The 25246-nt window shown below is 68.9% G+C and carries 25 protein-coding genes and 1 tRNA gene; 12 read left to right on the top strand and 14 right to left on the bottom strand.

Annotation, left to right across the window (positions count from 1 at the left end):
• Positions 1 to 81: 81 nt before the first annotated feature.
• Positions 82 to 795 carry an SAM-dependent methyltransferase gene (locus tag FB464_RS01890; protein WP_116415363.1) on the top strand — a complete coding sequence of 238 codons (714 nt, stop codon included), beginning with the start codon at positions 82 to 84 and terminating at the stop codon, positions 793 to 795.
• Positions 792 to 1220 carry a pyridoxamine 5'-phosphate oxidase family protein gene (locus FB464_RS01885; protein ID WP_116415364.1) on the top strand — a complete coding sequence of 143 codons (429 nt, stop codon included), beginning with the start codon at positions 792 to 794 and terminating at the stop codon, positions 1218 to 1220. The genes FB464_RS01890 and FB464_RS01885 overlap by 4 nt, the downstream gene beginning before the upstream one ends.
• A 54-nt stretch (positions 1221 to 1274) precedes the next feature.
• Here FB464_RS01885 and FB464_RS01880 read toward each other — a convergent pair whose 3' ends face one another.
• The 3 genes from FB464_RS01880 to FB464_RS01870 all read right to left on the bottom strand — a co-directional run bounded on the left by FB464_RS01880 (position 1275) and on the right by FB464_RS01870 (position 3123).
• A complete protein-coding gene (locus tag FB464_RS01880; RefSeq protein ID WP_116415365.1) occupies positions 1275 to 1997 on the bottom strand; it encodes a hypothetical protein in 723 nt (240 codons plus the stop codon).
• 65 nt (positions 1998 to 2062) lie between these two features.
• Positions 2063 to 2135: transfer RNA gene (locus tag FB464_RS01875), tRNA-Thr, on the bottom strand.
• A 97-nt stretch (positions 2136 to 2232) separates the two neighbouring features.
• Positions 2233 to 3123: a DsbA family protein gene (locus tag FB464_RS01870; protein ID WP_116415366.1), complete on the bottom strand. Its 891-nt coding sequence runs from the start codon at positions 3121 to 3123 to the stop codon at positions 2233 to 2235.
• Between the two features lie 144 nt (positions 3124 to 3267).
• On the opposite strand from FB464_RS01870, the gene FB464_RS01865 reads away from it, so the two are divergent.
• Complete coding sequence (locus FB464_RS01865) at positions 3268 to 4371, top strand: ABC transporter ATP-binding protein (RefSeq protein WP_116415367.1); 1104 nt, start codon at positions 3268 to 3270, stop codon at positions 4369 to 4371.
• A gap of 123 nt (positions 4372 to 4494) precedes the next feature.
• Positions 4495 to 5832, top strand: coding sequence for a DUF4032 domain-containing protein (locus FB464_RS01860; RefSeq protein WP_116415368.1), 1338 nt, complete (start codon positions 4495 to 4497; stop codon positions 5830 to 5832).
• A gap of 85 nt (positions 5833 to 5917) precedes the next feature.
• On the opposite strand, the gene rlmB is transcribed toward FB464_RS01860, so the two are convergent.
• From rlmB to FB464_RS01840, 4 genes are all read right to left on the bottom strand, one after another.
• Positions 5918 to 7024 (bottom strand): 23S rRNA (guanosine(2251)-2'-O)-methyltransferase RlmB, encoded by a 1107-nt coding sequence (gene rlmB / locus FB464_RS01855; protein WP_116415369.1) that lies wholly within the window; start codon positions 7022 to 7024, stop codon positions 5918 to 5920.
• Positions 7017 to 8435 (bottom strand): cysteine--tRNA ligase, encoded by a 1419-nt coding sequence (gene cysS, locus FB464_RS01850; RefSeq protein ID WP_116415370.1) that lies wholly within the window; start codon positions 8433 to 8435, stop codon positions 7017 to 7019. Before cysS ends, rlmB begins: the two co-directional genes overlap by 8 nt.
• A gap of 30 nt (positions 8436 to 8465) precedes the next feature.
• The gene (ispD, locus tag FB464_RS01845) at positions 8466 to 9653 is read right to left on the bottom strand and encodes a 2-C-methyl-D-erythritol 4-phosphate cytidylyltransferase (protein WP_116415371.1); all 1188 of its coding nucleotides are present in this window, start codon (positions 9651 to 9653) and stop codon (positions 8466 to 8468) included.
• A 65-nt stretch (positions 9654 to 9718) separates the two neighbouring features.
• A complete protein-coding gene (locus FB464_RS01840; RefSeq protein WP_116415372.1) occupies positions 9719 to 10201 on the bottom strand; it encodes a CarD family transcriptional regulator in 483 nt (160 codons plus the stop codon).
• Positions 10202 to 10375: 174 nt separating this feature from the next.
• On the opposite strand from FB464_RS01840, the gene FB464_RS01835 reads away from it, so the two are divergent.
• The gene (locus tag FB464_RS01835; protein ID WP_116415373.1) at positions 10376 to 10957 is read left to right on the top strand and encodes a hypothetical protein; all 582 of its coding nucleotides are present in this window, start codon (positions 10376 to 10378) and stop codon (positions 10955 to 10957) included.
• A gap of 123 nt (positions 10958 to 11080) precedes the next feature.
• Here the strand turns inward: FB464_RS01835 and FB464_RS01830 are convergent, their stop codons facing one another.
• Both FB464_RS01830 and FB464_RS01825 read right to left on the bottom strand, forming a co-directional pair.
• Positions 11081 to 11761: a response regulator transcription factor gene (locus FB464_RS01830; RefSeq protein ID WP_116415374.1), complete on the bottom strand. Its 681-nt coding sequence runs from the start codon at positions 11759 to 11761 to the stop codon at positions 11081 to 11083.
• Positions 11758 to 12912: a sensor histidine kinase gene (locus FB464_RS01825; RefSeq protein WP_116415375.1), complete on the bottom strand. Its 1155-nt coding sequence runs from the start codon at positions 12910 to 12912 to the stop codon at positions 11758 to 11760. The genes FB464_RS01830 and FB464_RS01825 overlap by 4 nt, the downstream gene beginning before the upstream one ends.
• 213 nt (positions 12913 to 13125) lie before the next feature.
• Here FB464_RS01825 and phoU point away from each other — a divergent pair, with 213 nt between their 5' ends.
• The gene (gene phoU, locus FB464_RS01820) at positions 13126 to 13782 is read left to right on the top strand and encodes a phosphate signaling complex protein PhoU (RefSeq protein ID WP_116415376.1); all 657 of its coding nucleotides are present in this window, start codon (positions 13126 to 13128) and stop codon (positions 13780 to 13782) included.
• Positions 13783 to 13907: 125 nt separating this feature from the next.
• Here phoU and FB464_RS01815 read toward each other — a convergent pair whose 3' ends face one another.
• Positions 13908 to 14660 carry a phosphoglyceromutase gene (locus FB464_RS01815; protein ID WP_116415377.1) on the bottom strand — a complete coding sequence of 251 codons (753 nt, stop codon included), beginning with the start codon at positions 14658 to 14660 and terminating at the stop codon, positions 13908 to 13910.
• Positions 14661 to 14677: 17 nt separating this feature from the next.
• Between FB464_RS01815 and FB464_RS01810 the strand changes: the two genes are divergently transcribed.
• A complete protein-coding gene (locus FB464_RS01810) occupies positions 14678 to 15508 on the top strand; it encodes a class I SAM-dependent methyltransferase (RefSeq protein WP_116415378.1) in 831 nt (276 codons plus the stop codon).
• An 87-nt stretch (positions 15509 to 15595) separates the two neighbouring features.
• Here the strand turns inward: FB464_RS01810 and FB464_RS01805 are convergent, their stop codons facing one another.
• The 4 genes from FB464_RS01805 to FB464_RS01790 all read right to left on the bottom strand — a co-directional run bounded on the left by FB464_RS01805 (position 15596) and on the right by FB464_RS01790 (position 18961).
• The gene (locus tag FB464_RS01805; RefSeq protein ID WP_142206580.1) at positions 15596 to 16690 is read right to left on the bottom strand and encodes an FUSC family protein; all 1095 of its coding nucleotides are present in this window, start codon (positions 16688 to 16690) and stop codon (positions 15596 to 15598) included.
• Positions 16691 to 16700: 10 nt separating this feature from the next.
• Positions 16701 to 17882, bottom strand: coding sequence for a CAF17-like 4Fe-4S cluster assembly/insertion protein YgfZ (gene ygfZ / locus FB464_RS01800; RefSeq protein ID WP_116415380.1), 1182 nt, complete (start codon positions 17880 to 17882; stop codon positions 16701 to 16703).
• A 46-nt stretch (positions 17883 to 17928) separates the two neighbouring features.
• Positions 17929 to 18525, bottom strand: coding sequence for a heme-binding beta-barrel domain-containing protein (locus FB464_RS01795; RefSeq protein ID WP_116415381.1), 597 nt, complete (start codon positions 18523 to 18525; stop codon positions 17929 to 17931).
• 178 nt (positions 18526 to 18703) lie between these two features.
• Complete coding sequence (locus FB464_RS01790) at positions 18704 to 18961, bottom strand: hypothetical protein (RefSeq protein ID WP_116415382.1); 258 nt, start codon at positions 18959 to 18961, stop codon at positions 18704 to 18706.
• Positions 18962 to 19039: 78 nt separating this feature from the next.
• Here FB464_RS01790 and FB464_RS01785 point away from each other — a divergent pair, with 78 nt between their 5' ends.
• From FB464_RS01785 to FB464_RS01765, 5 genes are all read left to right on the top strand, one after another.
• Positions 19040 to 19732 carry a winged helix-turn-helix transcriptional regulator gene (locus FB464_RS01785; RefSeq protein ID WP_104242648.1) on the top strand — a complete coding sequence of 231 codons (693 nt, stop codon included), beginning with the start codon at positions 19040 to 19042 and terminating at the stop codon, positions 19730 to 19732.
• Entirely contained in the window at positions 19701 to 20639 is a 939-nt protein-coding gene (mshD, locus tag FB464_RS01780; RefSeq protein WP_116415383.1) for a mycothiol synthase, read from the top strand. The genes FB464_RS01785 and mshD overlap by 32 nt, the downstream gene beginning before the upstream one ends.
• A 68-nt stretch (positions 20640 to 20707) precedes the next feature.
• On the top strand, positions 20708 to 22888 hold the full coding sequence (locus FB464_RS01775; protein WP_116415384.1) for an RNA degradosome polyphosphate kinase: 2181 nt from the start codon (positions 20708 to 20710) through the stop codon (positions 22886 to 22888).
• Positions 22885 to 23817: an NUDIX hydrolase gene (locus tag FB464_RS01770; protein ID WP_116415385.1), complete on the top strand. Its 933-nt coding sequence runs from the start codon at positions 22885 to 22887 to the stop codon at positions 23815 to 23817. The genes FB464_RS01775 and FB464_RS01770 overlap by 4 nt, the downstream gene beginning before the upstream one ends.
• Before the next feature lie 180 nt (positions 23818 to 23997).
• Complete coding sequence (locus FB464_RS01765) at positions 23998 to 25122, top strand: phosphate ABC transporter substrate-binding protein PstS (protein WP_116415386.1); 1125 nt, start codon at positions 23998 to 24000, stop codon at positions 25120 to 25122.
• The last annotated feature ends 124 nt before the right edge of the window (positions 25123 to 25246 follow it).

The following is a 25246-nucleotide window of genomic DNA, read 5'->3' as shown; positions in this document are numbered from 1 at the left end:
GAACGCTAACGCACGCGGGCTGGCCGTGCCGTTTCGGCAAGCGGACTTGCACCGTCGCGGCAGGGCGCAGAGGATGGGCGAATGAGCCACGAACACGCGTCGGACCCCTCCGGGCATCCGTCGACCGAGACCTTCTGGAACGAGCACTACGGGCAGCGCGAGCAGATCTGGAGCGGCCGGCCGAACGCCGTGCTGGTCGACGAGGTCTCCGCGCTTGCACCCGGTCGCGCGCTCGACGTCGGCTGTGGCGAAGGCGCCGACGCGATCTGGCTCGCTGGGCGGGGCTGGCAGGTGACAGGGGTGGATGTCTCGGGCGTCGCTCTCGACCGGGCACGTGCCGCGGCGGAGGCTGCCGGGGTGAGTGGTTCCGTAACGTGGCAGCAGCAGGACCTCGGATCAGGTTTCCCGACGGGCGAGTTCGAGCTGGTGTCCGCGCAGTTCCTGCACTCGCCGGTCGAGCTTCCGAGGCCCGAGATCCTCCGTGCCGCGGCCGCCGCGGTGGCGCCGGGAGGCCGGCTGCTCATCGTCGGGCACTCGGGGCTGCCCTCGTGGGTCGGACACGACCAGCCCGACGTGCACTTCGTCACACCGGAGGAGGTGCTGGCGTCGCTCGCCCTCGACCCCGCCTCGTGGCGGACGATCAGCTGCGAGGCGCGCACGCGTGCGGTCGTCGATCCGCACGGCGAGCATGCGACCCTCGACGACGGGGTGGTGCTGGTCGAACGGCTCGGTGCGGCAGAGAATCCACGGGCGGGCGCCGGGCAGGGCGAGCAGCAGAGCGGGGCGGCGGCATGAGCGCGGGCACTGAGCCGGGCATCCGACTCTCCGAAGCGGGCACCGTCTTCGTCACCGACCGGCACCTCGCCATCCTGACGACCCTCGGGCCGACCGGCCGGCTGCACTCGGTGCCCGTCGGCTTCACGCTCGAAGACGGCATCGCCCGCATCATCACCTCCGACGGCACCCAGAAGGTGCGGAACGCCGAACGCGGCGGCCAGGCCTCCGTGGCGCAGGTCGACGGCGGGCGCTGGCTCAGCTTCCAGGGCCCGTCATGCGTGGTGCGGGATGCCGCGGCGGTGGCGCACGCGGTCGAGCTCTATGCCGGCCGGTACCGGCAGCCCGGGGTGAACCCCCGGCGCGTGGTGATCGAGATCACGGTCGAGCGGGCCCTCGGTTCGGGTGGACTCGTCGACGAGAAGGGCGGGCCCGGCCGCCCGTGACCCTCGCCTCCGGCAGCGGGACGAACGGACCCCGGCCGGATGCGGCGAGAGGCGTCAGGCCCAGAGCCTCGACTCGAGCAGGGCCAAGAGGCCGGGCGTCTGGACGTTCGCCTGGCTGATGTGGATATACGTGTCACCACGGAGGAAGGATGTGCTGCCGACGTCGACGCTGTACTTCGGGTCGGTCGTGGTGAGCAGACATGCCAGGCCTGCGCCTGCGCCTGCCGTCGTCGGCGAGCAGGTGTACCCGAGTGCCGGCAGGCTCGCGAGGTATCCCGTCGCGATGGCCGGATCGACGGTCGCGATTTCGATCGTCATCGAGGTGATGTCAGCCCGGGGGTCGCGCCAGACGCACCGGAGCTGGGTCGCGGCCGAGAGCGTCTCGGCGACGGTCGCACCACTCGCCGCCGGAGTCGGGACGGTCGACCCGGCGGGATACGAGTACTCGGTGCCCGGCGCTCCGATCACCGCGGTGTCGTTCAGGGGCCACGCGCCGAACGAGTCGGTGAAGGGCGACGAAGCAATGAGGTCGGTGCAGTCGGTCGGGATGGCAGCGGCGGGGGCTGCGCCCGAAGTGGCCGTCGGCGTTGAGGGGCTTGACGTTCCGCGGGGCACGCCGGCCGTCGGGGTGGAGCTGGCCTCCGTCGTGGAACTGGCCGCCGCGGTCGCTCCGGCCGATGCTGGAGCCGGCCCCGGTGAAGCCGCGCAGCCGCTGAGAAGCACAGCAGGCAGAACCAGCCCGGAGAGCACCAGCCCAGCCCGGGGGAAGGTTCTCATCGCATGCCTCCGTCGGCGCTGCTTGAACTGGGGTGATGCAGGGACAGTGCGAGTGTTTGACAGGGGGCCGGCGGCGGGACTTGAACCCGCAACCCCCGCTTTACAAGAGCGGTGCGCTACCAATTGCGCCACGCCGGCAGATGGAACACCCCATTCTAGCCATGCCGACACCGGGTCCGCACAGCGCGTGGAGGGTGCGCTGGAGGCGTTCGGGGAACGCCTCCAGCGCTGATCGCTACGGCGTCGGTGTCGGGGTGGGCGTCGACGTCGACGACGTCTGGCCCGAGACCTGCAGCACGAAGTTCGCGAAGGCGTTCGCGTCGGTCAGCGAGCCCTGGTACTGCTGGCCGTCGACCAGCACGGTCGGAGTGCCCGTCACCTTGGCGAGGGTGGAACCCGGCAGTGGTTCGGTCGTGGCACGGGTGGTGGAATCGCTCACCCAGCCCTTGAACTGCTCGTCAGTGATGCAGGTGTTGATCTGGTCGACCGAGCCGACACCGGCCTGCTTCGCCAGGTCCTGCAGAGTCGCGTCGTCAAGCCCGGTGGTGCTCTCCTGCGGCTGGTTCGAGAACAGGAGGGCGCTGAAATCGTAGAAGTTGTTCGGCGAGTAGTTCGCCACACAGGCGGCAGCATTGGCCGACCGACTCGAATACCTGGTGCCCTGCGAAGAGCGGTCGAGGAGGGCCAGCGGGTGGATCTCGTACGTCGCAGCGCCGCTGTCGATCCACTTGCCGATCTGGGTGAGGTTCGTCGACTCGAACTGGCCGCAGTAGGGGCATAGGTAGTCGATGTAGACGCGGATGTCGATGACACCGGCAGCGTTGGTGGCACTCGGCGTCGGCTGCTGGCCGTCGGCGAGGGCCGGCGTCGTCTCCGCCACGTTGCCCTGGCTGATCTTGATGCCGTCGCTGGCCATGTTGAGCGGGCCCGGGCCGGCGGGCTTCGCCGAGCTCGCGACGATCAGTACGACGCACACCACGATGGCGATGACGACGACGCCCAGGCCGCTGAAGAGGATCGCGCGGTTGCGAATGTCTTTCCGTCGCTGCTGCTCACGCAGCTGCTTCGCCTTCTCCCGGGCTGCCTCGCGGCGTTGGTTCTTGTTCTGGCGACTGTCTTCGGGCATCCACCGATAGTAATGAACCAGACTGAGAATGCGGTAAACGGCTGGCGTGTCATACTGGGAGGCGGGTCACCGATGTCGTTGTCCCGCCATCCATCACAACGGATCGTCCGGCACGTACCTGCCGGTGAAGGAAGAGAAGAAATCATGGCGTCTGTAACATTCGACCACGCAACCCGCCTGTACCCGGGTTCCACAAGGCCGGCTGTCGACCAGCTGAACCTCGAGACCGCCGACGGCGAGTTCCTCGTTCTCGTCGGCCCCTCCGGTTGCGGCAAGTCGACCTCCCTCCGAATGCTCGCCGGCCTCGAAGAGGTCAACTCGGGCAACATCTTCATCGGCGAGCGCAACGTCACCGACGTTCCCCCGAAGGACCGTGACATCGCCATGGTCTTCCAGAACTATGCGCTCTACCCGCACATGACCGTCGCCGAGAACATGGGCTTCGCCCTGAAGATCGCCGGCGTCAACAAAGACGAGCGGGCCACGCGGGTTCTCGAGGCGGCGAAGCTCCTCGACCTCGAGCCCTACCTCGGCCGGAAGCCGAAGGCCCTCTCGGGTGGCCAGCGCCAGCGCGTCGCCATGGGCCGTGCCATCGTGCGCCAGCCCCAGGTGTTCCTGATGGATGAGCCGCTGTCGAACCTCGACGCGAAGCTCCGCGTGCAGACCCGCACCCAGATCGCCTCGCTCGTGCGCCGCCTCGGCGTCACCACGGTCTACGTCACCCACGACCAGACGGAGGCCCTGACCATGGGCGACCGCATCGCCGTGCTGAAGGACGGCCTGCTGCAGCAGGTCGGCACCCCGCGCGACCTCTACGAGAAGCCCGAGAACGTCTTCGTCGCCGGCTTCATCGGCAGCCCCGCGATGAACCTGTTCGTCGCGGACGTGGTCGACGGCGGTGTGCAGTTCGGCACCTCGGTCATCCCCGTCGAGCGCGAACTGCTCGGTTCGATCAGCGGCAAGACGGTCACCATCGGTGTGCGCCCCGAGGACATCGTCGTCGCGTCGCAGTTCGGCGAGGGCCTCCCCGTCGACATCGACCTGATCGAGGAGCTCGGAGCCGACGGCTACCTCTACGGCCACGCGGAGATCAACGGCCGCCGCACCGACCTCGTCACGCGCGTCGACGGCCGCGTGCACCCGAACGCCGGCGAGAAGGTCTACCTGACCGCGAAGCCCGGCCACCTGCACCTCTTCGACGTCGAGAGCGGCCAGCGCGTCGGCAACAAGCCGGTCGTCAACGCGTAACGATCTGCACTTCGTCCGGGCCTGCTGCGTCACTTCGGCAGGCCCGGACGTGTTTAAGAGCACGACCGCTCACGTCGGCGGCCGATCGACTTCCCACCCGCGCACACCTCGCTAGGAGCATCCATGAGCGGCTCACTGAACATCACTTCGGCGACGGCCGATCCGGCCCTGCTCGACCTGCCCTGGCAGCTGCCCCTCGACGAGTGGCCGGAAGCGAACATCGCGCTGCTGCCGAAGGGCATCTCGCGGCACCTGGTGCGGTTCGCGCACCTCAGCGGCCACGTGATCGCGATCAAGGAGACCACCGACGAGATGGCCAAGCGCGAGTACGCGATGCTCCGCACCCTCCAGAACCTCGAGATCCCCTGCGTCGACCCGCTTGCCGTGATCACCAACCGCACCGACGTCAACGGTCTCGAACTCAACTCGGTGCTGGTCACCCGGCACCTGAAGTTCTCCCTCCCCTACCGCGCGCTGTTCTCGCAGACCCTCCGCCCCGACACGGCGACCCGGTTGGTGGATGCTCTGGCCGTGCTGCTCGTGCGCCTGCACATCATCGGGTTCTTCTGGGGCGACGTCTCGCTCTCGAACACGCTGTTCCGCCGGGACGCCGGATCCTTCGCCGCCTATCTCGTCGATGCGGAGACGGGTCAGCTCTACACCACCGGGCTCTCGAACGGCCAACGCGAGAACGACCTCGAGATCGCCCGGGTCAACATCGCCGGCGAGCTGATGGACCTCGAGGCGGGTGGCCGCGTCGCCGACGAGCTCGACCCGATCCGCATCAGCGACGGCATCGTGGCCGCCTACCGGTCGCTCTGGAAGGAGCTGACCGGCAGCGAGTCCTTCTCCTCGTCCGAACGCTGGCGCATCAACGAGCGGGTCGACCGCCTCAACGACCTCGGTTTCGACATCGAGGAACTCGCCATCAAGACGAACGAAGACGGCGACACGGTGCGCATCCAGCCGAAGGTGGTGGATGCCGGACACCACCAGCGCCGACTGCTGCGCCTGACCGGGCTCGACGCCGGAGAGAACCAGGCCCGGCGCCTGCTCAACGACCTCGACTCCTACACGCTGAAGTTCGGCCGCCGCGAGTACGACGAGGAGATGCTCGCCCACGAATGGCTCGCGAAGGTCTTCGAGCCGGTCGTGCGGGCGATCCCGCGGGACCTGAAGGGAAAGCTGGAACCGGCGGAGGTGTTCCACCAATTGCTCGAACACCGCTGGTTCATGAGCCAGCAGGAGAGCCGCGACGTGCCGCTCGCTGAGGCGCTGAACTCCTACATCAACGACATCCTGCGCCACCGCCGCGACGAGGCGACCGTGGTCGGCCCGCCGACGGGCATGATCACGCTCCCGATCTCCGTGCAGAAGGGTGCCGTTCCCGACGACGAGGCGTCCGCTTCGACCGAGGATGTCGCGGCGGAGCCCGAGGCCGACTGGCGCCTCACGGTCTGACCGCCGGCCGGCCGTCCTGATGCACGAAGGGACCCACACCGCGCCGAAGCAGAGGCCTTGGCGCGATGTGGGTCCCTTCGGTGCCCTACTTCTGCGCGCGGGTGCGGGAGATCTCGTAGAGGGTGACCGACGCCGCGATGCCGGCGTTCAGCGACTCGGTCGCCGCACTGATCGGGATCGACACGATGGCGTCGCAGGTCTCGGTGACGAGCCTGGACAGGCCCTTGCCCTCGCTGCCGACGACGATCACGATGGGGCCGCGGGCGAGTTCGAGGTCGGGCAGCGCCATGTCTCCGCCGCCGTCGAGGCCGATCACGAAGGCACCCTTCGCCTTGAGCGACTTCAGGGACTGCGTGAGGTTCGGAGCCATCGCGACCGGAGTGCGGGCCGCGGCACCGGCCGACGTCTTCCACGCCGACGCGGTGAGGCTGACGGAGCGACGGGCGGGCACGATGACACCCTGTCCGCCGAACGCGGCGGTCGAGCGGATGATCGCCCCGAGGTTCCGCGGATCCGTGATGCCGTCGAGCGCCACCAGCAGCGGCACCTCCTTGCGGGCGAGGATCTCGTCGTAGAGGTCGTCGGGGTGGGCGTACTCGTACGGCGGCACCTTCAGCGCGACACCCTGGTGCACGGAGTCGAAGCCGGCGAGGCGGTCGAGCTCCGGACGCATCACCTCGAGGATCGGGATCTGGCGGGACGTCGCGAGCTGCAGGAGCTCCTTGACGCGCTCGTCGTACTCGATGCGCGTGGCGATGTAGAGCGCGGTCGCCGGGATCTTCGCGCGGAGCGCCTCGACCACAGAGTTGCGGCCGGTCACCACCTCGGAGTCCTCGCCGCGGCTGAGCGGGCGGCGCTGGGGGCGCGCCGGCTCCTGCGGGCCGCCCCGGCTCGCGCCGGAGACCGCTCCCCGGGCCGAACCGTTGCGCGCCGCAGGGCCGCCGCGCCCGGCGATCTTCGGCTCGTTCGAACGCCGTTCGGGCGCCGCCTTGCTCTTGCCGCCCGCGGCGGCGAAGCGCTCCTTGGCGGCCTTCGCCTTTCCCGCGGGATGGTACGGGCGGTCTTCCGCCTTGGGCGTGGGCTTCTTGCCCTCGAGGGCCTGGCGGCCCTGGCCGCCCGACCCGACGGCCGGCCCCCTGCTCGTGCGCCGGACGGCGCCGGGGCGGCCGGGCTTCTTGCCTGAACTAGCCATCAAAACTCCAATGTGCACCCGTTGAGGTGTCTTCTATCGTGATACCGGCCTGCCCCAGCTCGTCGCGGATGCGATCGGCGGTGGCGAAGTCTCGGGCCTTGCGTGCGGTCTGTCGGTCTTCGAGCAGCTGCTCGATGAGGGCTTTGAGTGCCGTGCCCGTCTGGCTCTGGTCGTCGCTCGCCCACGCGGGGTCGTGCGGGTTGATTCCGAGGATGCTCGTCATCGCGAACACGTGCCCGAGCAGCCGCGCCGCCTCGGCGAAGTCCTCGGCGTCGAGGGCGGTGTTGCCGTCGCGCACGGCCTCGTGCAGCACGCCGAGCGCCTGGGGGACACCGAGGTCGTCGTCCATCGCGGTGCGGAACGCCTCGGGGACGACCTCCACGATGTCCGTCGAGAAGCGGGTGCCCTCGAGCCGGCGCACAGCACGGTCGAGGAAACCTTCGATGCGCCCGAGGGCCGCCTCGGCTTCGGCGAGCGAGCCGTCCTGGAATTCGAGGGTGGAGCGGTAGTGGGCAGAGCCCAGGTAGTAGCGCACGACCAGCGGCCGCGCGGCGGCGAGCAGATCAGCGGCGAAGACGGAGTTGCCGAGGGACTTCGACATCTTCTGGCCCGTCACCGAGACCAGCCCGTTGTGCAGCCAGTAGTTGGCGAACGCGTCGCCCGCGGCGCGGGACTGTGCGAGCTCGTTCTCGTGGTGCGGGAAGCGCAGGTCGAGACCGCCGCCGTGGATGTCGAACTGGGTACCGAGGTACTTGGTGCTCATGGCCGAGCACTCGATGTGCCAGCCGGGCCGGCCGGCACCCCAGGGGCTCTGCCACGACGCGGTCGCGGGCTCGCCCTCTTTGTGGCCCTTCCAGAGCGCGAAGTCCCGCACGTCGTGCTTGCCGCGCGGGTCCGAGTCCTCGGCGGAGGCCATGTCGCTGAGCTTCTGGTGGGTCAGCTCGCCGTACGACGGCCACGAGACGGTGTCGAAGTACACGTCGCCCGAACCGTCTGCTGCGGCGTAGGCGTGTCCGGCATCCACCAGTCTGCCGATGATGCTCTGCATCTCCGGGATGCTCGCCGTCGCCCGAGGCTCGTAGGTGGGCGGCATGACCCCGATGGCGGTGTACGCAGCGGTGAACTCGAGTTCGGTGCGGTAGGCGAGCGCCCACCACTCCTCGCCCGACGCGGCGGCGTTGACCAGCACCTTGTCGTCGATGTCGGTGACGTTCCGCACGAGCGTGACGTCGAGGCCGGAGTAGCTGAACCAGCGACGGAGCTGGTCATAGGCGAGCGCCGAACGGAGGTGACCGATGTGCGGGGACGACTGCACCGTCGGCCCGCAGACGTAGACGCCGACACGGCCGGGTACCAGGGGCACGAAGTCCCTGAGGGTACGAGCTTGAGAGTCGTAGAGGCGAAGAGTCACTGCGCTAGTTTACGAGGGTCTGGGGTTCCGTTACGCGGGGTACACCAGCGCGGTCGCGATCGCCACCACTCCCTCGGCACGCCCCGTGAACCCGAGACCGTCGGTCGTCGTCGCCGAAATGCTCACCGGAGCGCCGAGGATGCCCGCCAGCACGCTCTCGGCCTCCTGCCGCCGGGCGGCGAAACGGGGGCGGTTGCCGATGAGCTGCACGGCGACGTTCCCGATGCGGAGCCCGGCGGCGCCGAGCATCCGGAGCGTCTCGGTGAGGAAGACCTCGCCGCGGGCGCCGGAGAACCGGGGATCGTCGGTTCCGAAGGTGCTGCCGATGTCGCCGAGACCTGCGGCCGAGAGCAGGGCGTCGCAGATCGCGTGCGAGACCGCGTCGCCGTCGCTGTGGCCCGAGAGGCCGTTCTCTCCCGGCCAGAACAGGCCGGCGAGCCAGAGCGGCTGCTCGTCGGGCTGCAGCGCGAAAGCGTGGGAGTCGACCCCGACCCCGGTTCTCGGCAGGGCGAGGGCCGTCGCGGGCTGGAGCTCCTGCTCGGCGCGCCGCAGGTCCCAGGCCGTGGTGATCTTGAAGGCGAGCGGGTCGCCGGGGATGATCGCGACGGGAAATCCCGCCTCGGTGACGAGCGCGGCGTCGTCGGTGGCGTCGTGGCCCGCCTCGGCGTAGGCCCGCTCGAGCTGGTCCCGCGGGAAGCCCTGCGGGGTCTGCACGGCGCTGAGCTCGGAGCGGTCGACGGTCTCGAGCGCGATGCCGAGCATGTCGGTGCGCTTGATCGTGTCACTCACGGGCAGGCCCGGAACCGCGCCCCTGCCGGATGCCGCGACGGCATCGATGACCGCGTCGAACTGTGCCGTGGGAGTGAGTGCGCGCGCCGCGTCGTGCACGAGAACGGTCTGCACGGAGGCCCTGAGCACGGCGAGGCCGCGCGCGACGGATTCCTGGCGGGTCGCCCCGCCCTGCACGACCGTCAGGTACGCGGATGCACTCCCCGCGACATCCGACCCGAGCTGTTCGGCCTCGGCCAGCCGGTCGGCGGGCGCCACGATGACGACCTGAACCGCGTCGGCGAGAGCGAAGACCGGATCGAGAGAGCGGGACAGGATGGTGCGGCCGGCGACCTCGACGAACGCCTTGGGCAGGATGTGGCCGAGCCTCGAGCCGCTGCCGGCCGCGACGACGATGACCGCGACGCGGGGAGCTGCAGAGCTGTTCACGCACCCAGCCTAGGGTCAGGGAGCAGCCAGCCCGGGTGGCCGCGCCGCGGCGCGGACCGCGACGGTCAGGACGCGAGCACCTCGTCGAGCATCACGGAGGCTCTACCTTCATCGGTCTTCTCGGCGAGCGCGAGTTCGGAGACGAGGATCTGGCGGGCCTTCGCGAGCATGCTCTTCTCCCCCGCCGACAGGCCCTTGTCGTTGTCGCGGCGCCACAGGTCGCGAACGACCTCGCTCACCTTGATGACGTCGCCCGAGGCGAGCTTCTCGCCGTTCGCCTTGAACCGGCGGGACCAGTTCGTCGGCTCCTCGGTGAACGGCGTGCGGAGCACCTCGAACACCCGGTCGACGCCGTCGTGGCCGATCACGTCACGCACGCCCACCAGCTCGACGTTCTGGGCCGGAACCTTGATGACCAGGTCGCCCTGGTTCACCTGGAGCGTGAGGTAGACCCGCTCCTCGCCCTTGATGACCCTGGTGCTGACCTCGGTGATCGTTGCTGCGCCGTGGTGGGGGTAGACAACCGTCTCGCCGACCTCAAAAAGCATGTGGGCCCGTCCTTTCCAGACCAACCAATTTACCACAAGGGGGGTCGCCGGACAGGTGCGCGGACGGCTGCCCGACCGGCATCGGCCGGGCTGACCGGTAGGCTAAACTCGCAAGGGTTCACCGCCCGATCCCCTCTTCGGGAAGACGGCGAACGGGTATTCCTGGAGGGTTTTGTGAGAACACGGTACGCGGCATCCATTCTCGTCGCCGCACTCGTCGGCGTCAGCGCGACGGGCTGCGCCTTCATCACCCCCCAGGCGACCACGTCGATCGGCCAGGTCACCGACGGTGTCGACGGCAACGTCTCGCCCGACCTCGCTATCCGGAACGCGACGCTGATCAGCGACGACAAGACGTCGGCCAGCCTGATCGTGTCGCTCGTCAACACCGGCGACGAAGACCACCAGGTGGTCGTGCAGTACGAAGACGCCTCCGGCAAGAGCGTGGATGCCGTGGCCCTCGTCGGCGCGCGCAGCACCCTCACCGTCGGCGGCAGCACCGATCAGCGGCTCGTCCTCGACAACGTCGACCTGACCGTGGGCCAGCTCTTCCCCGTGTTCTTCCAGTACGGCAGCGTGACCGGCACCAAACTGCTGGTTCCCGTGCTCTCGAGCGACTGGGAGCAGTTCGACGGCCTCGAGCCGACGGCGACCCCGACTCCGACCCCGACGGCGACACCCGTGCCGCTGCCGGTTCCCACGTCGACCTCGACGCTCGCCCCCGAGGCGACCGTCACCCCGACGCCCGCGCCGTAGTCACCGCCCGGTAGCGCCAGCGGCCCCGTTCCGACGGCGGCCCGGTTCCGACGGCGGCCCCGTTCCAACGGCGTCAGGCCACCGGATGCGCGAGCGACTGCCCGGGCATCCGGAACCCTGCCGCTACGCCTCGAACCGGTAGCCGAGCCCCCGCACCGTCACCAGCAGCACCGGTTCAGACGGCGCCGTCTCGATCTTCGAGCGGATGCGCTTGATGTGAACGTCGAGCGTCTTGGTGTCGCCGAAGTAGTCCGACCCCCAGACGCGGTCGATCAGCTGCCCCCGGGTCAACACGCGGCCGGCGTTCCGCAGCAGCATCTCGAGCAGCTCGAACTCCTTGAGCGGCATGGGCGTGTCACGACCGTTCACGGCGACGGTGTGCCGTTCGACATCCATTCGCACCGGGCCCGCCTCCAGCACCGGCTCGCCCACTTCGGCGGACTCGCTGCGGCGGCGCATGACCGCACGGATGCGCGCCAGCAGCTCGCGCGACGAGTACGGCTTCGTGACGTAGTCGTCGGCCCCGAGCTCGAGTCCCACCACGATGTCGATCTCGCTGTCCTTCGCGGTCAGCATGATGATCGGCACCTGGGACCGGGTGCGGATCTCGCGGCACACCTCCGTTCCCGGGATGCCCGGGATCATCAGGTCGAGCAGCACCAGTTCGACGCCGCCCCTGTTGAACTCCGCGATGGCGTTCGGCCCGTCTGCGGCGACCGTGACGGCGTACCCCTCACGCTGCAGCAGGTAGGCCAGTGGTTCGCTGAGCGCGATCTCGTCTTCGACGAGGAGGATCTGGATCACTGTGGTTCTCCTAACGAGGCCGCCGCAGCGTGGGACGCCGCCGGCAGCCGGATGGTGAATGTCGACCCGAGGCCGGGCTGGGACCACACGCGGATGTCGCCGCCGTGGTTCTCGATCACGTGTTTGACGATGCTGAGGCCGAGGCCGGTTCCGCCGGTGTTGCGGGAGCGGGCCTGGTCGACGCGGAAGAACCGCTCGAACACCCGGCCGAGGTCCTCTTCGGGGATGCCGATGCCCTGGTCGGTGACAGCGATCTCGACGACACCGTCGTTCAGCCGCACGCCGACCCCGACGCGGGTGCCGGGCTGGGAGTACTGCACCGCGTTCGCGATCAGATTGTGGAGGGCGAGCACGAGCAGCCCTTCGTCGCCGTAGACCTCGGTGCCCCTCTCACCGCCGCTCACGATCGTGACGTTGTGCGTGTCGAGCTGCACGTGGTTCTGGTCGACAGCGCTGGCGACGATCGTGTCGACGTCGAGCAGCGTCGCGTCGGTGAGCACATCCGCCGCCTGGAGCCTCGAGAGTTCGATGATCTCCCGGGTGATGCGCCCGAGCCGCTGCGCCTCCGTCTCCATCCGTTTCGCGAAACGCCGCACCTGCGCCGGATCGTCTGCCGCGGGCTCCAGCGCCTCCGCGAGCAGCGAGATCGCGCCGATCGGCGTCTTCAGTTCGTGACTGATGTTGGCGATGAAGTCCCGCCTGACCTCTTCGAGACGATGCGCCTCGGTGCGATCATCCGCCAGCAGCAGCAGGTACCGGCTGCCGAGGCGGGCGACGCGTACGAAGAGGTGGATGGTGGCGTCGCCGAACGGGCCCCTGGCGAGGCTCAGGTCGCGGGAGACGGGCACGCCGGTGCGGCGCACGGAGTCGACCATCTGCGTGAGCTCCGGATGCACGAGGCCGTGGTTCCAGACCAGGCCGAAGGCCAGCGCCGCCGGCGACACCTTCACCACGTTGTTCGAGGCGTCGAGCACCACACCGGCCGACTCGATCGCGTCGATGACCTGGTCGACACCGTCGGGAACAGAGGGATCGACGATGGTGGCAGCGTGGTCGCCGCGTCTCGCCGCAGCGAAGAGAACGAAGACGAAGCCCGAGCCCACGGTGAGGCCGAGTGCCACAGAGAGCAGCACCAACAAGCCTGAATCCATAGCGACTACACTAATGACTCCGGCGGCCGGCGGACTCTCCGAAGTCTCCACACGGGCAGCAGGTCGCACGAAGTTCAACAGATCGGCACCATCCGTTAACCTCGGGTGGGCAAAATGGCGATGTCCGCTCTGGCCACCGTGCGTGGCAGGCCGGCACTGTTCGGTGCGACCGCGCCAGATCACCAGCGAAGCACCGCAGAAAGGTTTGAACACATGCGCGAGGTTTTCCAGCAGGAACTGCGGGAAGTTCAGGAGCGACTGGTCGAGATCAGCCGTCTCGTCGTCGTCGCCATCACCAACGCGACCACCGCATTCAACGAGTCCGACGTGGCGCTGGCCGAGCAGGTCATCGCCGAGGACTCCAAGATCGACGCCCTGGCATCGGATCTCGACGAGCTCGCCATCAGCATCATGGCTCTGCAGCAGCCGGTCGCCCGCGACCTCCGGATCGTCGTCAGCGCCCTCCGCATGAGCGCCTCGCTCGAACGGATGGGCGACATCGCCGAGCACATCGCCCAGCTGGCCCGCTACCGCTACCCCGACAAGGTCGCGAAAGACAGCCTGCTCGGCGTGTTCAGCGAGATGGGCGCCCTCGACGTGGAGGTGGCCGAGATGCTCAGCCGCCTGATCGAGACCGAAGACCTGGCGCTGGCCGACGAGATCCGCGACAAGGACGACCGGATCGACGAGCTGCACGTCAGCGTCTTCGAAGCGGTGCTCAGCGAGACCTGGGCCGGCACCTCGGTGAACACCGTCGACGTCACGCTGGCGTCGCGCTACCACGAGCGGTTCGCCGACCACGCGGTCAGCATCGCGAAGAAGGTCAAGTACCTCGCGACCGGCGAGTGGACCGGCTCGGGCGTGCGCTAGTCCCACCCGTTCAACCGAAGAAGCCCCAGGCCTGACGACCTGGGGCTTCTTTCGTTCCGCGTCAAGACAGACGGCGTGCCCCGCTTGGAGCGAGGCGCCTGTTCAAGGCGCCTCGCCGCGGACACTTATTTCTTGTTCCCCTGGTTCGCGACCGCGGCCGCACCGGCGGCGGCCGCCTCGGGGTCGAGGTAGACGGCGGGCTCGATGGGCACGAAGTTCTCGTCGAGCCTGTAGACGAGCGGGATGCCCGTGGGGATGTTCAGCTCGGCGATGTCGTCGTCCGAGATGGTGTCGAGGTGCTTGACGAGTGCCCGCAGCGAGTTGCCGTGCGCGGTCACCAACACGGTCTTGCCGGCGGCGAGATCGACGGTGATGTCGCTGAACCAGTAGGGCAGCATCCGGTCGACGACGTCCTTCAGGCACTCGGTTCGGGGCACGGCATCACCGAGGTCTGCGTAACGCGGGTCGCCGAGCTGCGAGTACTCGTCGTCATCGGCGATGGGGGGCGGCGGCACGTCGTAGGAGCGCCGCCAGGTCTGGAACTGCTCCGCCCCGTACTCGGCGAGCGTCTGCGCCTTGTCCTTGCCCTGGAGGGCGCCGTAGTGGCGCTCGTTGAGGCGCCAGGAGCGCTTCACGTCGATCCAGAGTCGGCCTGCGACGGCGAGCGCGAGGTTCGCGGTATCGATGGCGCGCACGAGCCGCGACGTGTAGAGCACGTCGGGCGCGAGGCCCGACTCGGCCAGCAGTTCGCCCGCACGCTTCGCCTCGCCGACACCCTGCTCGCTCAGCCCCACGTCGACCCATCCCGTGAACAGGTTCTTCTGGTTCCAGTCGCTGTTACCGTGGCGCAGCAGGATCAAGGTGTAGGGCTCAGTCATGGAATTAGTCTAGAACCATGCCCATCGGCGAAATCACGCGCGGAACGACCAACACGAACCGCCTCCGCCGCGTCGACCGCTGGATCGCCACCCTGCCTGCGCTCCGCAGCGCGGCGACACCGTTGGTGGTCGATCTCGGCTACGGCGCCAGCGGTGTGACGGCCTTCGAACTGCAGCAGCGCCTCGCGCGGGTGCGCCCCGAGGTGGAGGTCGTCGGGCTCGAGATCTCGCCCTCCCGCGTTTCGACAGCGATGGCACAGCTGGCCGCTGTGAGGGACGGCACGTCCGGCTCGGGATTCGCGCGGGACGCCCGGGTCGGCTTCGCGCTCGGCGGGTTCGAGGTACCCCTGCCGGGCGGGCGCGGGGCCACGGTCATCCGCGCGTTCAATGTTCTCCGGCAGTACGACGAAGCCGAGGTCCCCGCAGCGTGGCACCGGATGACCGCGCGGCTCGACCCCGGCGGAACCCTCGTCGAGGGCACCTGCGACGAGATCGGCCGGGTGTCGAGCTGGGTGGCTCTGGATGCCGGAGGGCCGGTGTCGTTCACGCTCTCGCTCCGCCTCGCGGGGCTCGAACGGCCGTCGATCGTGGCGGAACGGCTGCCGAAGGTGCTGATCCACCGCAATGTGGAGGGCGAGAGCATCCACGCGCTGCTGATCGCGCTCGACCGGGCCTGGCAGCACAATGCGCCGCTCTCGGTGTACGGACCGCGACAGCGTTGGGTCGCGGCCGTGGGCGCCCTCGCCGCGGAGGGCTGGCCCGTGCTGGGGTCGGCCGCGCGCTGGCGGCTCGGCGAACTGACGCTGCCCTGGGCATCCGTCGCCCCCCGCGGCTACGCCCGGGACTGACCTGCCCCTCCCCACCCGCGCGCCGAAGGGACCCAAATCGCGCCAAGATGTCTCGCGCGGCACGATATGAGACCCTTTGGAACGGCCTCAGAGGGCGGGGAGGGCGGCCCGGGCTTCGTCGGGGGTGAGGCCCGTGGCGGTGAGGAGGTCCATCACGAGAGGGCGGAGCTCCATCACGACCGAACCCTCCGCCACGGTCGAACCGGGGAAGAGCATCCCGGGGTCGAGGCGCACAGCCACGAGGATGAGGTTCTGGCGGACGAGCGGGAGCACCAGCGGGTCGTCGAGGCTCTGGCCGAGGAGGTTCACCGCGCTCACCAGGCCGTTCAGCAGGTCGGCGAGTTCGTTCCGGGGGCGACCGTCGCGCATCACCACAAGCAGGCGGCGCGTGACCACCCGCAGGTCGCGGAGTGCCAGGTCGACCCCGCCCAACAGCACATTCTGGCGTTCGAGCTCGGGCAGTCGCCGCCGGAGGAACGGTGAGATCTTCGCGATGCCGATCGCCGAGTCGAGTGAGACGCGCCACTGGTCCATCAGCGGCTGGGTCGAGCGGGCGAGGTCGAGCACCGAGCCGATGTCGCTCTCGTCGCCGCGGCGGAGCTCCTCCACCAGTCGTTCCAGGATGCGCGAGAAGGTGCCGAGCATCCGCTTCGCGTCAGCGTGGGCGACCCGCCGGGCATCCCGGGGAACCAGCGCCGTGAGCAGCAGTGCGACCACTCCCCCGATGAGGCCGTCGACCGAGCGCGTGAACGGGCCGCTCGCCACCACCGGGAGGATCGCGACCAACGCCGACTGAGACGCCGCGATGATCGCGAACCCGGGCGCGGGCGAGAAGAACCGTGCGGCGAACAGCGTGATGATCACCGCGAGCGCGAGCTGCCAGATCCCCTGCCCGGCGACCAGCAGGATGACCTCACTCAGCGTGATGCCGAGCGTCACCCCGATCGCGGTCTCGAGCACGCGGAGCGGCCGGGCGTCGCGCACGAAGCCGAGGCTCGACAGCGTGACCGTGGCGGCCGTGACCGGCGTGAGGTGCCCGAACAGGTAGTACGCGATGGCGTACGACACGACGACCGCGATGACCAGCTGCACGATCGGCAGCGCCGACCCCGCCGACCGGTTCGCGCCGACCCGCGCGAGCACCCGCAGGCGCGCGGCCCACCGCTGCTCGGGTCGTCTCACGCGGGCGGGGTCAGCGGCGGACGGCACCGAGGCGGGGCAGGCGCGGGATGCGGCCGACGGCCGCGCCGGCCTCGGGGGGCACGATGACCTCCTGGGTGGCGGCGACGAGGATGCCGTCGCTGCGGGTCGCGAGGGTGGCGTCGACGGGGGTGCTGCGGCGCACGATGGCCAGGGCCACGGGTCCGAGTTCGAAGTGCAGCGCGCTGGCAGTGACCAGGCCGACGGCGGCGGTGGCCGCGGCGGGCGTTGCGGCCTCGGACTGCGAGGCGGCGGTGGCGGCGGCGAGCGCGTCCGCCACGAATACCTCGTCGCCGGGCGAGGGCAGCACCGCGTCGGAGCCGTCGAGGTGCAGCATGACGAGGCGGCGGGGCGGGTGGCCGAGGTTGTGCACCTTGGCGACGGTCTCCTGGCCGCGGTAGCAGCCCTTGTTCAGGTGCACGGCGGAGCGGATCCAGTCGACCTCGTGCGGGATGAGCCTCTCATCGGCCTCGGTGCTGAAACGGGGGCGCCAGGCCGCGATGCGGAGGGCCTCGAACGCGAGCGTGCCGGCGACCTGCAGCGAGCCGGCGCGCACCACGTCGGCGAGCCCGGCGAGGGCGGCGCGGGGAACGAGCGACTCGCGCCACGGGAAGTCGGCGGCAGGATGCTCGTCGGTGTCGGCGTACTGGTGGCCGCCGGTGACGACCTCCGTCCACGGGTCGATCCAGCTGAGAGCGACGCCGTTCGGGGCCGCGAGGAAGGGTTCGAGCGCAGCCTCGGCCCCGGGCATCCAGCCGACCGTCGCGAACTCGTCACTGCGGTCGGCGACCTCCACGCGGAGCATGAAGCGCATGCGGTCGAGCCACGCAGCGAGCGGGGCGGCCTCGGGGCCGTCGACCAGCAACCACGCCGTGACGCCGTCGTCGAACACGCGGATGGCGTGCTCGACGTGGCCCGACGGGTCCAGCAGCAGGGTCTCGGCCGAGTCGCCCGGCGCAAGGCGTTTGAGCGCCTGGCTGGTGACCGAGTCCAGCCAGCTGAGCCGGTCGGGTCCGGTCACCGAGACGACCCCGCGCGAGGAGAGGTCGACGACAGCGCCCTCACCGAGCATCCGCTGCTCGCGGAGCGGGTTGCCGTAGTGGGCAGCGACGCCGGCGTCGGCTCCGGATGCCTCGACGGCGCCCGGGAGGCTGAGGAAGGGTGACGGGGTCATGTGGAGCCGATCTGCCGGGAGCTGTCCGGCGTGCGTGGAGCGTGGCTCAGTCGGTTTTGGCAAGCCTGGCGGAGGCGTGGGTGCGGAGGTCCTGGCCGAGGGCGGCGATGTCCCAGGCCCAGAGCAGGTGCCCGCCGACGAGCCCGTAGATGCGGGTGGCGGCCGAGTACTCCTTGGCCGAGTGGGAGCGCATGACGGCATCGGTCGCAAGGTCTATGCGCGCGGCCTTGACCTGGCCGATGTAGAGTTCGTCGACTCCGCCGGGGTGGAGCAGGGAGACCTCGATGTCGAAGCCGTCGTCGGCGTTCCGCAGGGTCTCGACCGCTTCGGTGCTGGCGTAGGGGCGGGGGTCTGCGCCCGGCAGCATCCCGGGGCCCGGATCGCCCTCGACCGAGGGCCGCGACAGGCGCCAGTAGCCCATCTCTGTGACGAGCGGCGTCAGCTTGTCGTCGAGCAGCCAGGCATACGAACTGTAGTTGAGGTAGGGCAGACCGTCTTGACTGAAGCTGACGCGCTGGCCGAACTCATGGCTGACCTTCTCGTCGCCGATGGTGTAGTCGATGACACCGGTGCCCTCCCAGACGCCGATCAGCCACGACAGCGGGACGATTTCGGCGGGCAGGCCGGTGGGCAGTTCGATCATCGGGCGACCAGACGGGAATACGGACACGTGTCGGTTCGGCGCACGGGAACGCAGATCAGCGCTGGCCGCGGAACAGCCTCAGGATGACCACGATCGAGGTGAAGGCGATACCGATACCGGCCAGACCGAGCAACCCGAGATAGAAGATTTCGAGGGGCACATAGTTCATGCTCCGATTCTATTGGCTTAACCCCAGCACGAGTGTCGCCACGGCGAGAATGACCACAGAACCCGTGATGCTCGCCGAGCAGCGGTCGACGAAGCCCGCGGGCCGCGACAGCGCGAGCTGCACCACGAACGTGAGGATGACCACACCGCCGAGGATGACCGCCAGGAACACGAGGTGCGAGGCCGGATCGGCGAGGATGCCCGTGGCGATCGCTCCCGCCAGCGCGAGCAGCCAGACAGGGGCGGCGCTTTTCAGGAGGAGGCTCATCAGGCCATTCTGCCCGATGCGACGGGCCCGGAGGTCGAGCCGCTAGTATTGCGGGTAGGCATTATCTGGAGGATCTCTGTGGCGCAGTTGTTGATCCTGACCTCTGCGGTCGACAAAGAGGTACTGCCCGCGCTCTCCCTGCTCAGTCATCGCACCCGGCAGATCCCGGCGGAGGCCGCCCAGTTGGTGAACACCCCCAACTGCGACCTCATCTTCATCGACGCCCGCCGCGACCTCGCGAGCGCCCGTTCGCTCTGCAAGATCCTGAAGACCACGGGCATCGGCGTTCCCATCGTGCTGATCCTCACCGAGGGCGGTCTCACCGCGGTGAGCGCCGAGTGGGGCGCGGCCGACGTGCTGCTCGAGTCCGCCGGCCCGGCGGAGGTCGACACGCGCATCCGCCTCGCCATCGGCCGGCAGGTGCAGGAGCAGTCCTCCTCGAAGATCCAGGCCTCGGGCGTCGTGATCGACGAGGCCAGCTACTCGGCCCGCGTGCACGGCCGCCCACTCGACCTCACGTTCAAGGAGTTCGAGTTGCTGCGCTTCTTCGCCCTGAACCCGTCCCGGGTGTTCACCCGCGAGCAGTTGCTCAGCGAGGTGTGGGGATATGACTACTTCGGTGGCACGCGAACCGTGGATGTACACGTCAGGCGCCTCCGCGCGAAGCTCGGCGACCTCGAGTCGCTGATCGGCACCGTGCGGAACGTCGGCTACCGCTTCAACTTCTTCGAAGACGAGAATGAGCGCCTCGCCCAGGCTCGGAACGCTTGACCCGTCCGACGCGGCCTCCCTGGCCGCGTTGGAGGCCCTGCTCGAGCACGCCGCGACGGTGGATGGCCAGCCCGCGTTCAACGACCAGACCCGCCTGGAACTGAAGGCCGGCACCAACCATATGGTGCTCGCCCACGACGGCGACAGTCTCGTCGGTGCTGCAGCCGTCGCCGATGACACGCTCGAACTCGTCGTCGATCCGGATGCCCGGGGCCGCGGTGTCGGCGGTGCGCTGGCCGAGCACGTGCTGACGTCCCGCACGGGCTCGGTGCTGCTGCGGGTGCTGGAGCCGTTCGTGGGCGCGTTCCCCGCTCCGACGCTCGCCTGGGCGCACGGCGACCACCCCGGCGCCCGGCGCCTCGCCGAGCATCACGGCTTCGAGCCGGTGCGGCGGCTGCTGCAGCTCCGGATGCCGCTGGCAGCGAGCCAGGATGCCCGCACCCCCGCCGAGACCCCGGGTGTCACCTTCGACACCTTCGACGCCGGCCGCGACAGCGCCGACTGGGTCGCCCTCAACGCGCGGGTGTTCGCCGGGCATCCAGAGCAGGGAAAGCTGACCGAGACCGACCTCGCCGCCCGCCGTGCCGAGCCGTGGTTCGTGGCCGACGACTTCCTGCTCGCGCGGGACGCTGAGGGCACGATGGTCGGCTACAACTGGCTCAAGGTCGAAGAACCGGAACAGGACGGCACGCGCATCGGCGAGATCTACGTCATCGGAGTTGACAGCGCCCACGCCGGCCGGGGTCTCGGCCGGGCCCTGATGGAGCGCGGCCTCGCCCGGCTTGCAGCCCGCGGATGCACGGTCGCGGCCCTCTACGTGGAGGAGGGCAACGGCCCCGCCGTACCCCTCTACCGCAGCCTCGGTTTTGCCGACCACACCGTCGACGTGCAGTACGCCCGCCGCTGACTGCGCCCGGAGCCCCGTTCACCCCTCGTTTACCTTCGGCGATCGCCGCTGAGTGACATGATGTGGGGATGGATGACGACAACATCACCCTCGATGCCGGCGTGGGTGCGGACTACCTCGACGACGACTTCGAGCTCATCGAGGACCCCGACGACCCCGCATTGCCCGAGGGGCGCTACCTCGACCGTGAACTGAGCTGGCTCGCCTTCAACCGGCGGGTGCTCGAACTGGCCGAGGATCCGTCGCTGCCGGTCATTGAGCGCGCGAACTTCCTCGCGATCTTCGCCTCGAACCTCGACGAGTTCTTCATGGTGCGGGTGGCCGGGCTGAAACGCCGCATCGTCACCGGGCTCGCGGTGCCGACGAACATCGGCCGCGGCCCGCAGGACGTGCTGAACGACATCTCGGTGGCTGTGCACGAGTTGCAGGCGCGTCACGCGGCGGCCTACCAGGAGCTGGTGAAGCCGGCACTGGATGACGCGGGCATCCACATCGTCGAGTGGGAGTCCCTCGGGCAGGCAGACCGCGACCGCCTCACCGAGGTGTTCAGCGACGAGATCTTCCCGGTGCTCATGCCGCTCGCCGTCGACCCCGCGCATCCGTTCCCCTACATCTCGGGGCTCTCGCTGAACCTCTCGGTGCGCGTGCGCAACCCCAAGAGCGACCGTCAGGAGTTCGCGCGCCTGAAGGTGCCGCAGGTGCTCCCCCGCTTCGTGCGGGTCGACCCGAAGGAGCGCACGAGGGATGTGCGCTTCATCAGCCTCGAAGACCTGATGGCGAACCACCTCGGCCACCTCTTCCCCGGCATGGAGGTGCTGGAGCACCACGTGTTCCGCGTCACCCGCAACGAAGACGTGGAGATCGAGGAGGACGAGACCGAGAACCTCATCCAGGCCCTCGAGAAGGAGCTTCTGAAGAGGCGCTTCGGTCCGCCGATCCGGCTCGAGATCACCGAGGCGATGGATGACGTGACCCTCGGTCTCATCGTTCGGGAGCTCGACGTGACCGAGCAGGAGGTGTACCGCATCCCGGGCCCTCTCGACCTCGGCGGGCTCTTCGAGCTGAGCAAGATCGACCGGCCCGACCTGAAGTACCCGAAGCACGTTCCGACGACGAACGTCTACCTGCTGCCGCCCGAGCCGAACGCCCGGCCCGACATCTTCAAGGCGATCGCGCGGCAGGACATCCTGGTGCACCACCCGTACGAGTCGTTCGCGACGAGTGTGCAGGCCTTTCTCGAGCAGGCAGCGGCCGACCCCGACGTGCTCGCCATCAAGCAGACGCTCTACCGCACCTCGGGTGACAGCCCGATCGTCGAGGCGCTGATCGACGCCGCAGAGGCCGGCAAGCAGGTGCTGGCCCTGGTCGAGATCAAGGCCCGGTTCGACGAGCAGAACAACATCTCCTGGGCGCGGAAGCTCGAGAAGGCCGGCGTGCACGTCGTCTACGGCCTCGTGGGGCTGAAGACGCACTGCAAGCTCGCGCTCGTGGTGCGCCGCGAGAAGGGCAAGCTGAAGCACTACAGCCACATCGGAACGGGCAACTACAACCCGAAGACGTCGCGCATCTACGAGGACTTCGGCCTGTTCACGGCCGACGACCAGGTCGGGAAGGACCTCACCCGGCTCTTCAACGAGCTGAGCGGCTACGCCATCGAGAAGAAGTTCAAGCGGCTGCTCGTCGCTCCCCTGCATCTCCGGAAGGGTCTGCTGAAGCGCATCGCGCAGGAAGCGACCAATGCGCAGAACGGGTTGCCGTCGGGCATCAAGATCAAACTGAACTCCATCGTCGACGAGGCGATCATCGACGGCCTGTACCGTGCCAGCCAGGCGGGGGTCCCGATCGACATCTGGGTGCGCGGCATCTGCGCGATCAAGCCCGGCGTGCCGGGGCTCAGCGAGAACATCCGAGTGCGCTCGATCCTCGGGCGGTACCTCGAGCACTCGCGCATCTTCTGCTTCGAGAACAACGGCGACCGCCAGGTCTACATCGGCTCGAGCGACATGATGCACCGCAACCTCGACCGCCGCGTCGAGGCCCTGGTGCGCCTGGTTGCGCCCGACCACCTGAAGGAGGTGGCCGCTCTCTTCGAGCTGGCCATGTCCGACACCGTGACCTCGTGGTGGCTCGACGGCGACGGCGGCTGGACGAGGCACACGCTGAAGGACGATGGCGAGAAGCTGATCGACCTGCAGGACCGCCTGATGTACATCACGTCCCGTCGCAAGCGACCGAGCATCCTCCGGTGACGGTCTACGCTGCCGGCGCCGTCTGTTGGCGCCTCGACGGTGACAAGGTGAAGGTCCTGGTCATCCACCGCACGCTCCGGAACGACGTCTCGCTGCCGAAGGGCAAGGTCGAGCCCGGTGAGACCCTGCCCGAGACCGCCGTGCGTGAAGTGCTCGAAGAGACGGGGCTCTCGATCGACCTCGGCGTGCCCCTCGGCGTCACCAGCTACACGATGCCGAACAACCGCGACAAGGTGGTCTACTACTGGGCCGCCGAGGTGCCCGCGGGGCTCTATGCGACGGCGGAGTTCCAGCCGAACGAGGAGGTGGCCGCGCTCGAGTGGCTCTCCCTCCGCAAGGCCAAGAAGCTGCTCACCTACGAACGCGACGTGGAAGTGCTGGAGCGCTTCCAGCTCCTCGTCGACCAGGGCGTCTCCCGCACGTTCGCGCTGATCGCTCTCCGGCACGCGAAGACGATCCCGGGCTCCGAATTCGACGGGCCGGACGCCGAGAGGCCGCTGACCCACCGCGGCCGCACCGAGGCGAACGTGATCGTGCCGGCGCTCCGCGCCTTCGGGCCCGATGTGGTGGTGGCGAGCGACGCCAGGCGGTGCCTGGAGACGGTGACGCCGTTCTCAGAGGCCGAGGAGGTGCGCATCCGGAGCACGCACCTGATCAGCCAGGACGCCTTCGAGGACGGCACCAGCGACGTGCGGCGCGTGGTTTCGAAGCGGGTGCGGAAGCTCCGGAGTGCCATCCTCTGCGCACACGGGCCCGTGCTGCCCGAGATCGTGCGGGAGGTCGGGCTGGCGGCCGGCGGAACCCGCCAGGCTTCGCTCGCGCGGGCCGGTGACCTGCCCGTCGCCGGGTTCTCAGTGCTGCACCTGTCGCTGGACAGGCCCGGCTCCGGCATCATCGCCATCGAGACGCACCTGCCGCAGCTGGCCTGAGCCGGGCATCCGCGGGCTGAACGTTTCGTCAACCTTTTGTTCACCTCCCGTTCACCCTGCGGGGGCATCCCGGTTACGACGTGCCCGTACCTTCGACAAGGGCCTGCACCGGCCCCATCAGCGCCTGCACCCGAATCACTTACGCGGCGCTGGAGGACTACCCCAATTGAAGGGAACACAGTGAAGTTCAAGAATGTGGCCGCGACAGGAGCTGTCTTCATGGCAGCCGCCCTCGCGCTCTCCGCCTGCTCGTCGAGCAGCACCGGCACCGCGAGCACCTCCGCAGCGACAGGCGCAGCCACGGCTGCCGCCACCTCGGCGCCTCTCGACGCCAGCCTGACCGGAACCATCACAGCAGGTGGCTCCAGCGCCCAGGCCAACGCCGAGACCGCCTGGATCACGGCATACAACGCCCAGGTCAAGGGTGTCACCGTCAACTACGACAAGTCGCAGGGCTCGGGCGGTGGAGTCACCAACTGGCTCGCCGGGAGCTACGACTTCGCCGGCAGCGACTCGCCCCTGAAGGCTGACCAGCAGACCTCCTCGCAGGCCCAGTGCGGCACCGGCGGAGCGATCAACCTCCCCGTCTACCTCGACGGCGTGGCGATCATCTACAAGCTCGACGGCGTCACCAGCCTGAACCTGTCGACCGAGACCATCGCGAAGATCTTCTCGCTCGCGATCACCACCTGGAACGACCCGGCTATCGCCGCCGACAACCCCGGCGTGACCCTGCCCGCAACGGCGATCACGACCGTCGCCCGTTCGGACGGCTCCGGCACCACGCAGACCTTCACCAACTTCCTGAGCGAAGCGGCACCGACCACCTGGACCTACCCGGCCAGCAACGCGTGGCCCATCACCGGCAACGTCTCCTCGCAGAAGGGTGGCTCGGGCGTCGTCCAGGCCGTCGGCGCGGGCAGCGGAACCATCGGTTACGCCGACCACAGCGCGATCGGTGACGCCACCGCGGCAACGATCAACAAGGTCGAGTTCAGCCAGGATGCTGCGACCGCAGCCTTCGCTGCAGCAGCCACGACGGTTCCCACCGGAACCGGCGACCTGTCGCAGAAGATCGACTACTCGAAGCTGACCGCTGCTGACGTCTACCCGATCCCGCTGGTCTCGTACCAGATCGTCTGCACCACGTTCAAGGACGCCAAGCAGGCCGAGCTGACCAAGTCGTTCATCGGCTTCGTCGCCTCCAGCGTCGGCCAGCAGGTCGCCGCGAAGAACGCCGGCTCCGCTCCGATCCCCACCGCGACGCTGACCGAGGTTCTCGCCTCGCTCGCAACCGTCAAGTAAGTAAACCCTCCGTCCACCGGACCGTCACGAACTCTCGAGAAAGAACGCTGTGAGCGACAAGATCTCAGTTCAATCTGCTCCCCCGAGCTCGACCGGCACTTCCGGTGCGACCGCTGGCAAGACC

It is taken from the genome of Subtercola boreus, assembly GCF_006716115.1.
GTDB classification, from domain to species: Bacteria; Actinomycetota; Actinomycetes; order Actinomycetales; family Microbacteriaceae; genus Subtercola; species Subtercola boreus.
Note: the sequence above shows the minus strand (reverse complement) of the source record. Positions and strands in the feature narration are given on the sequence as shown.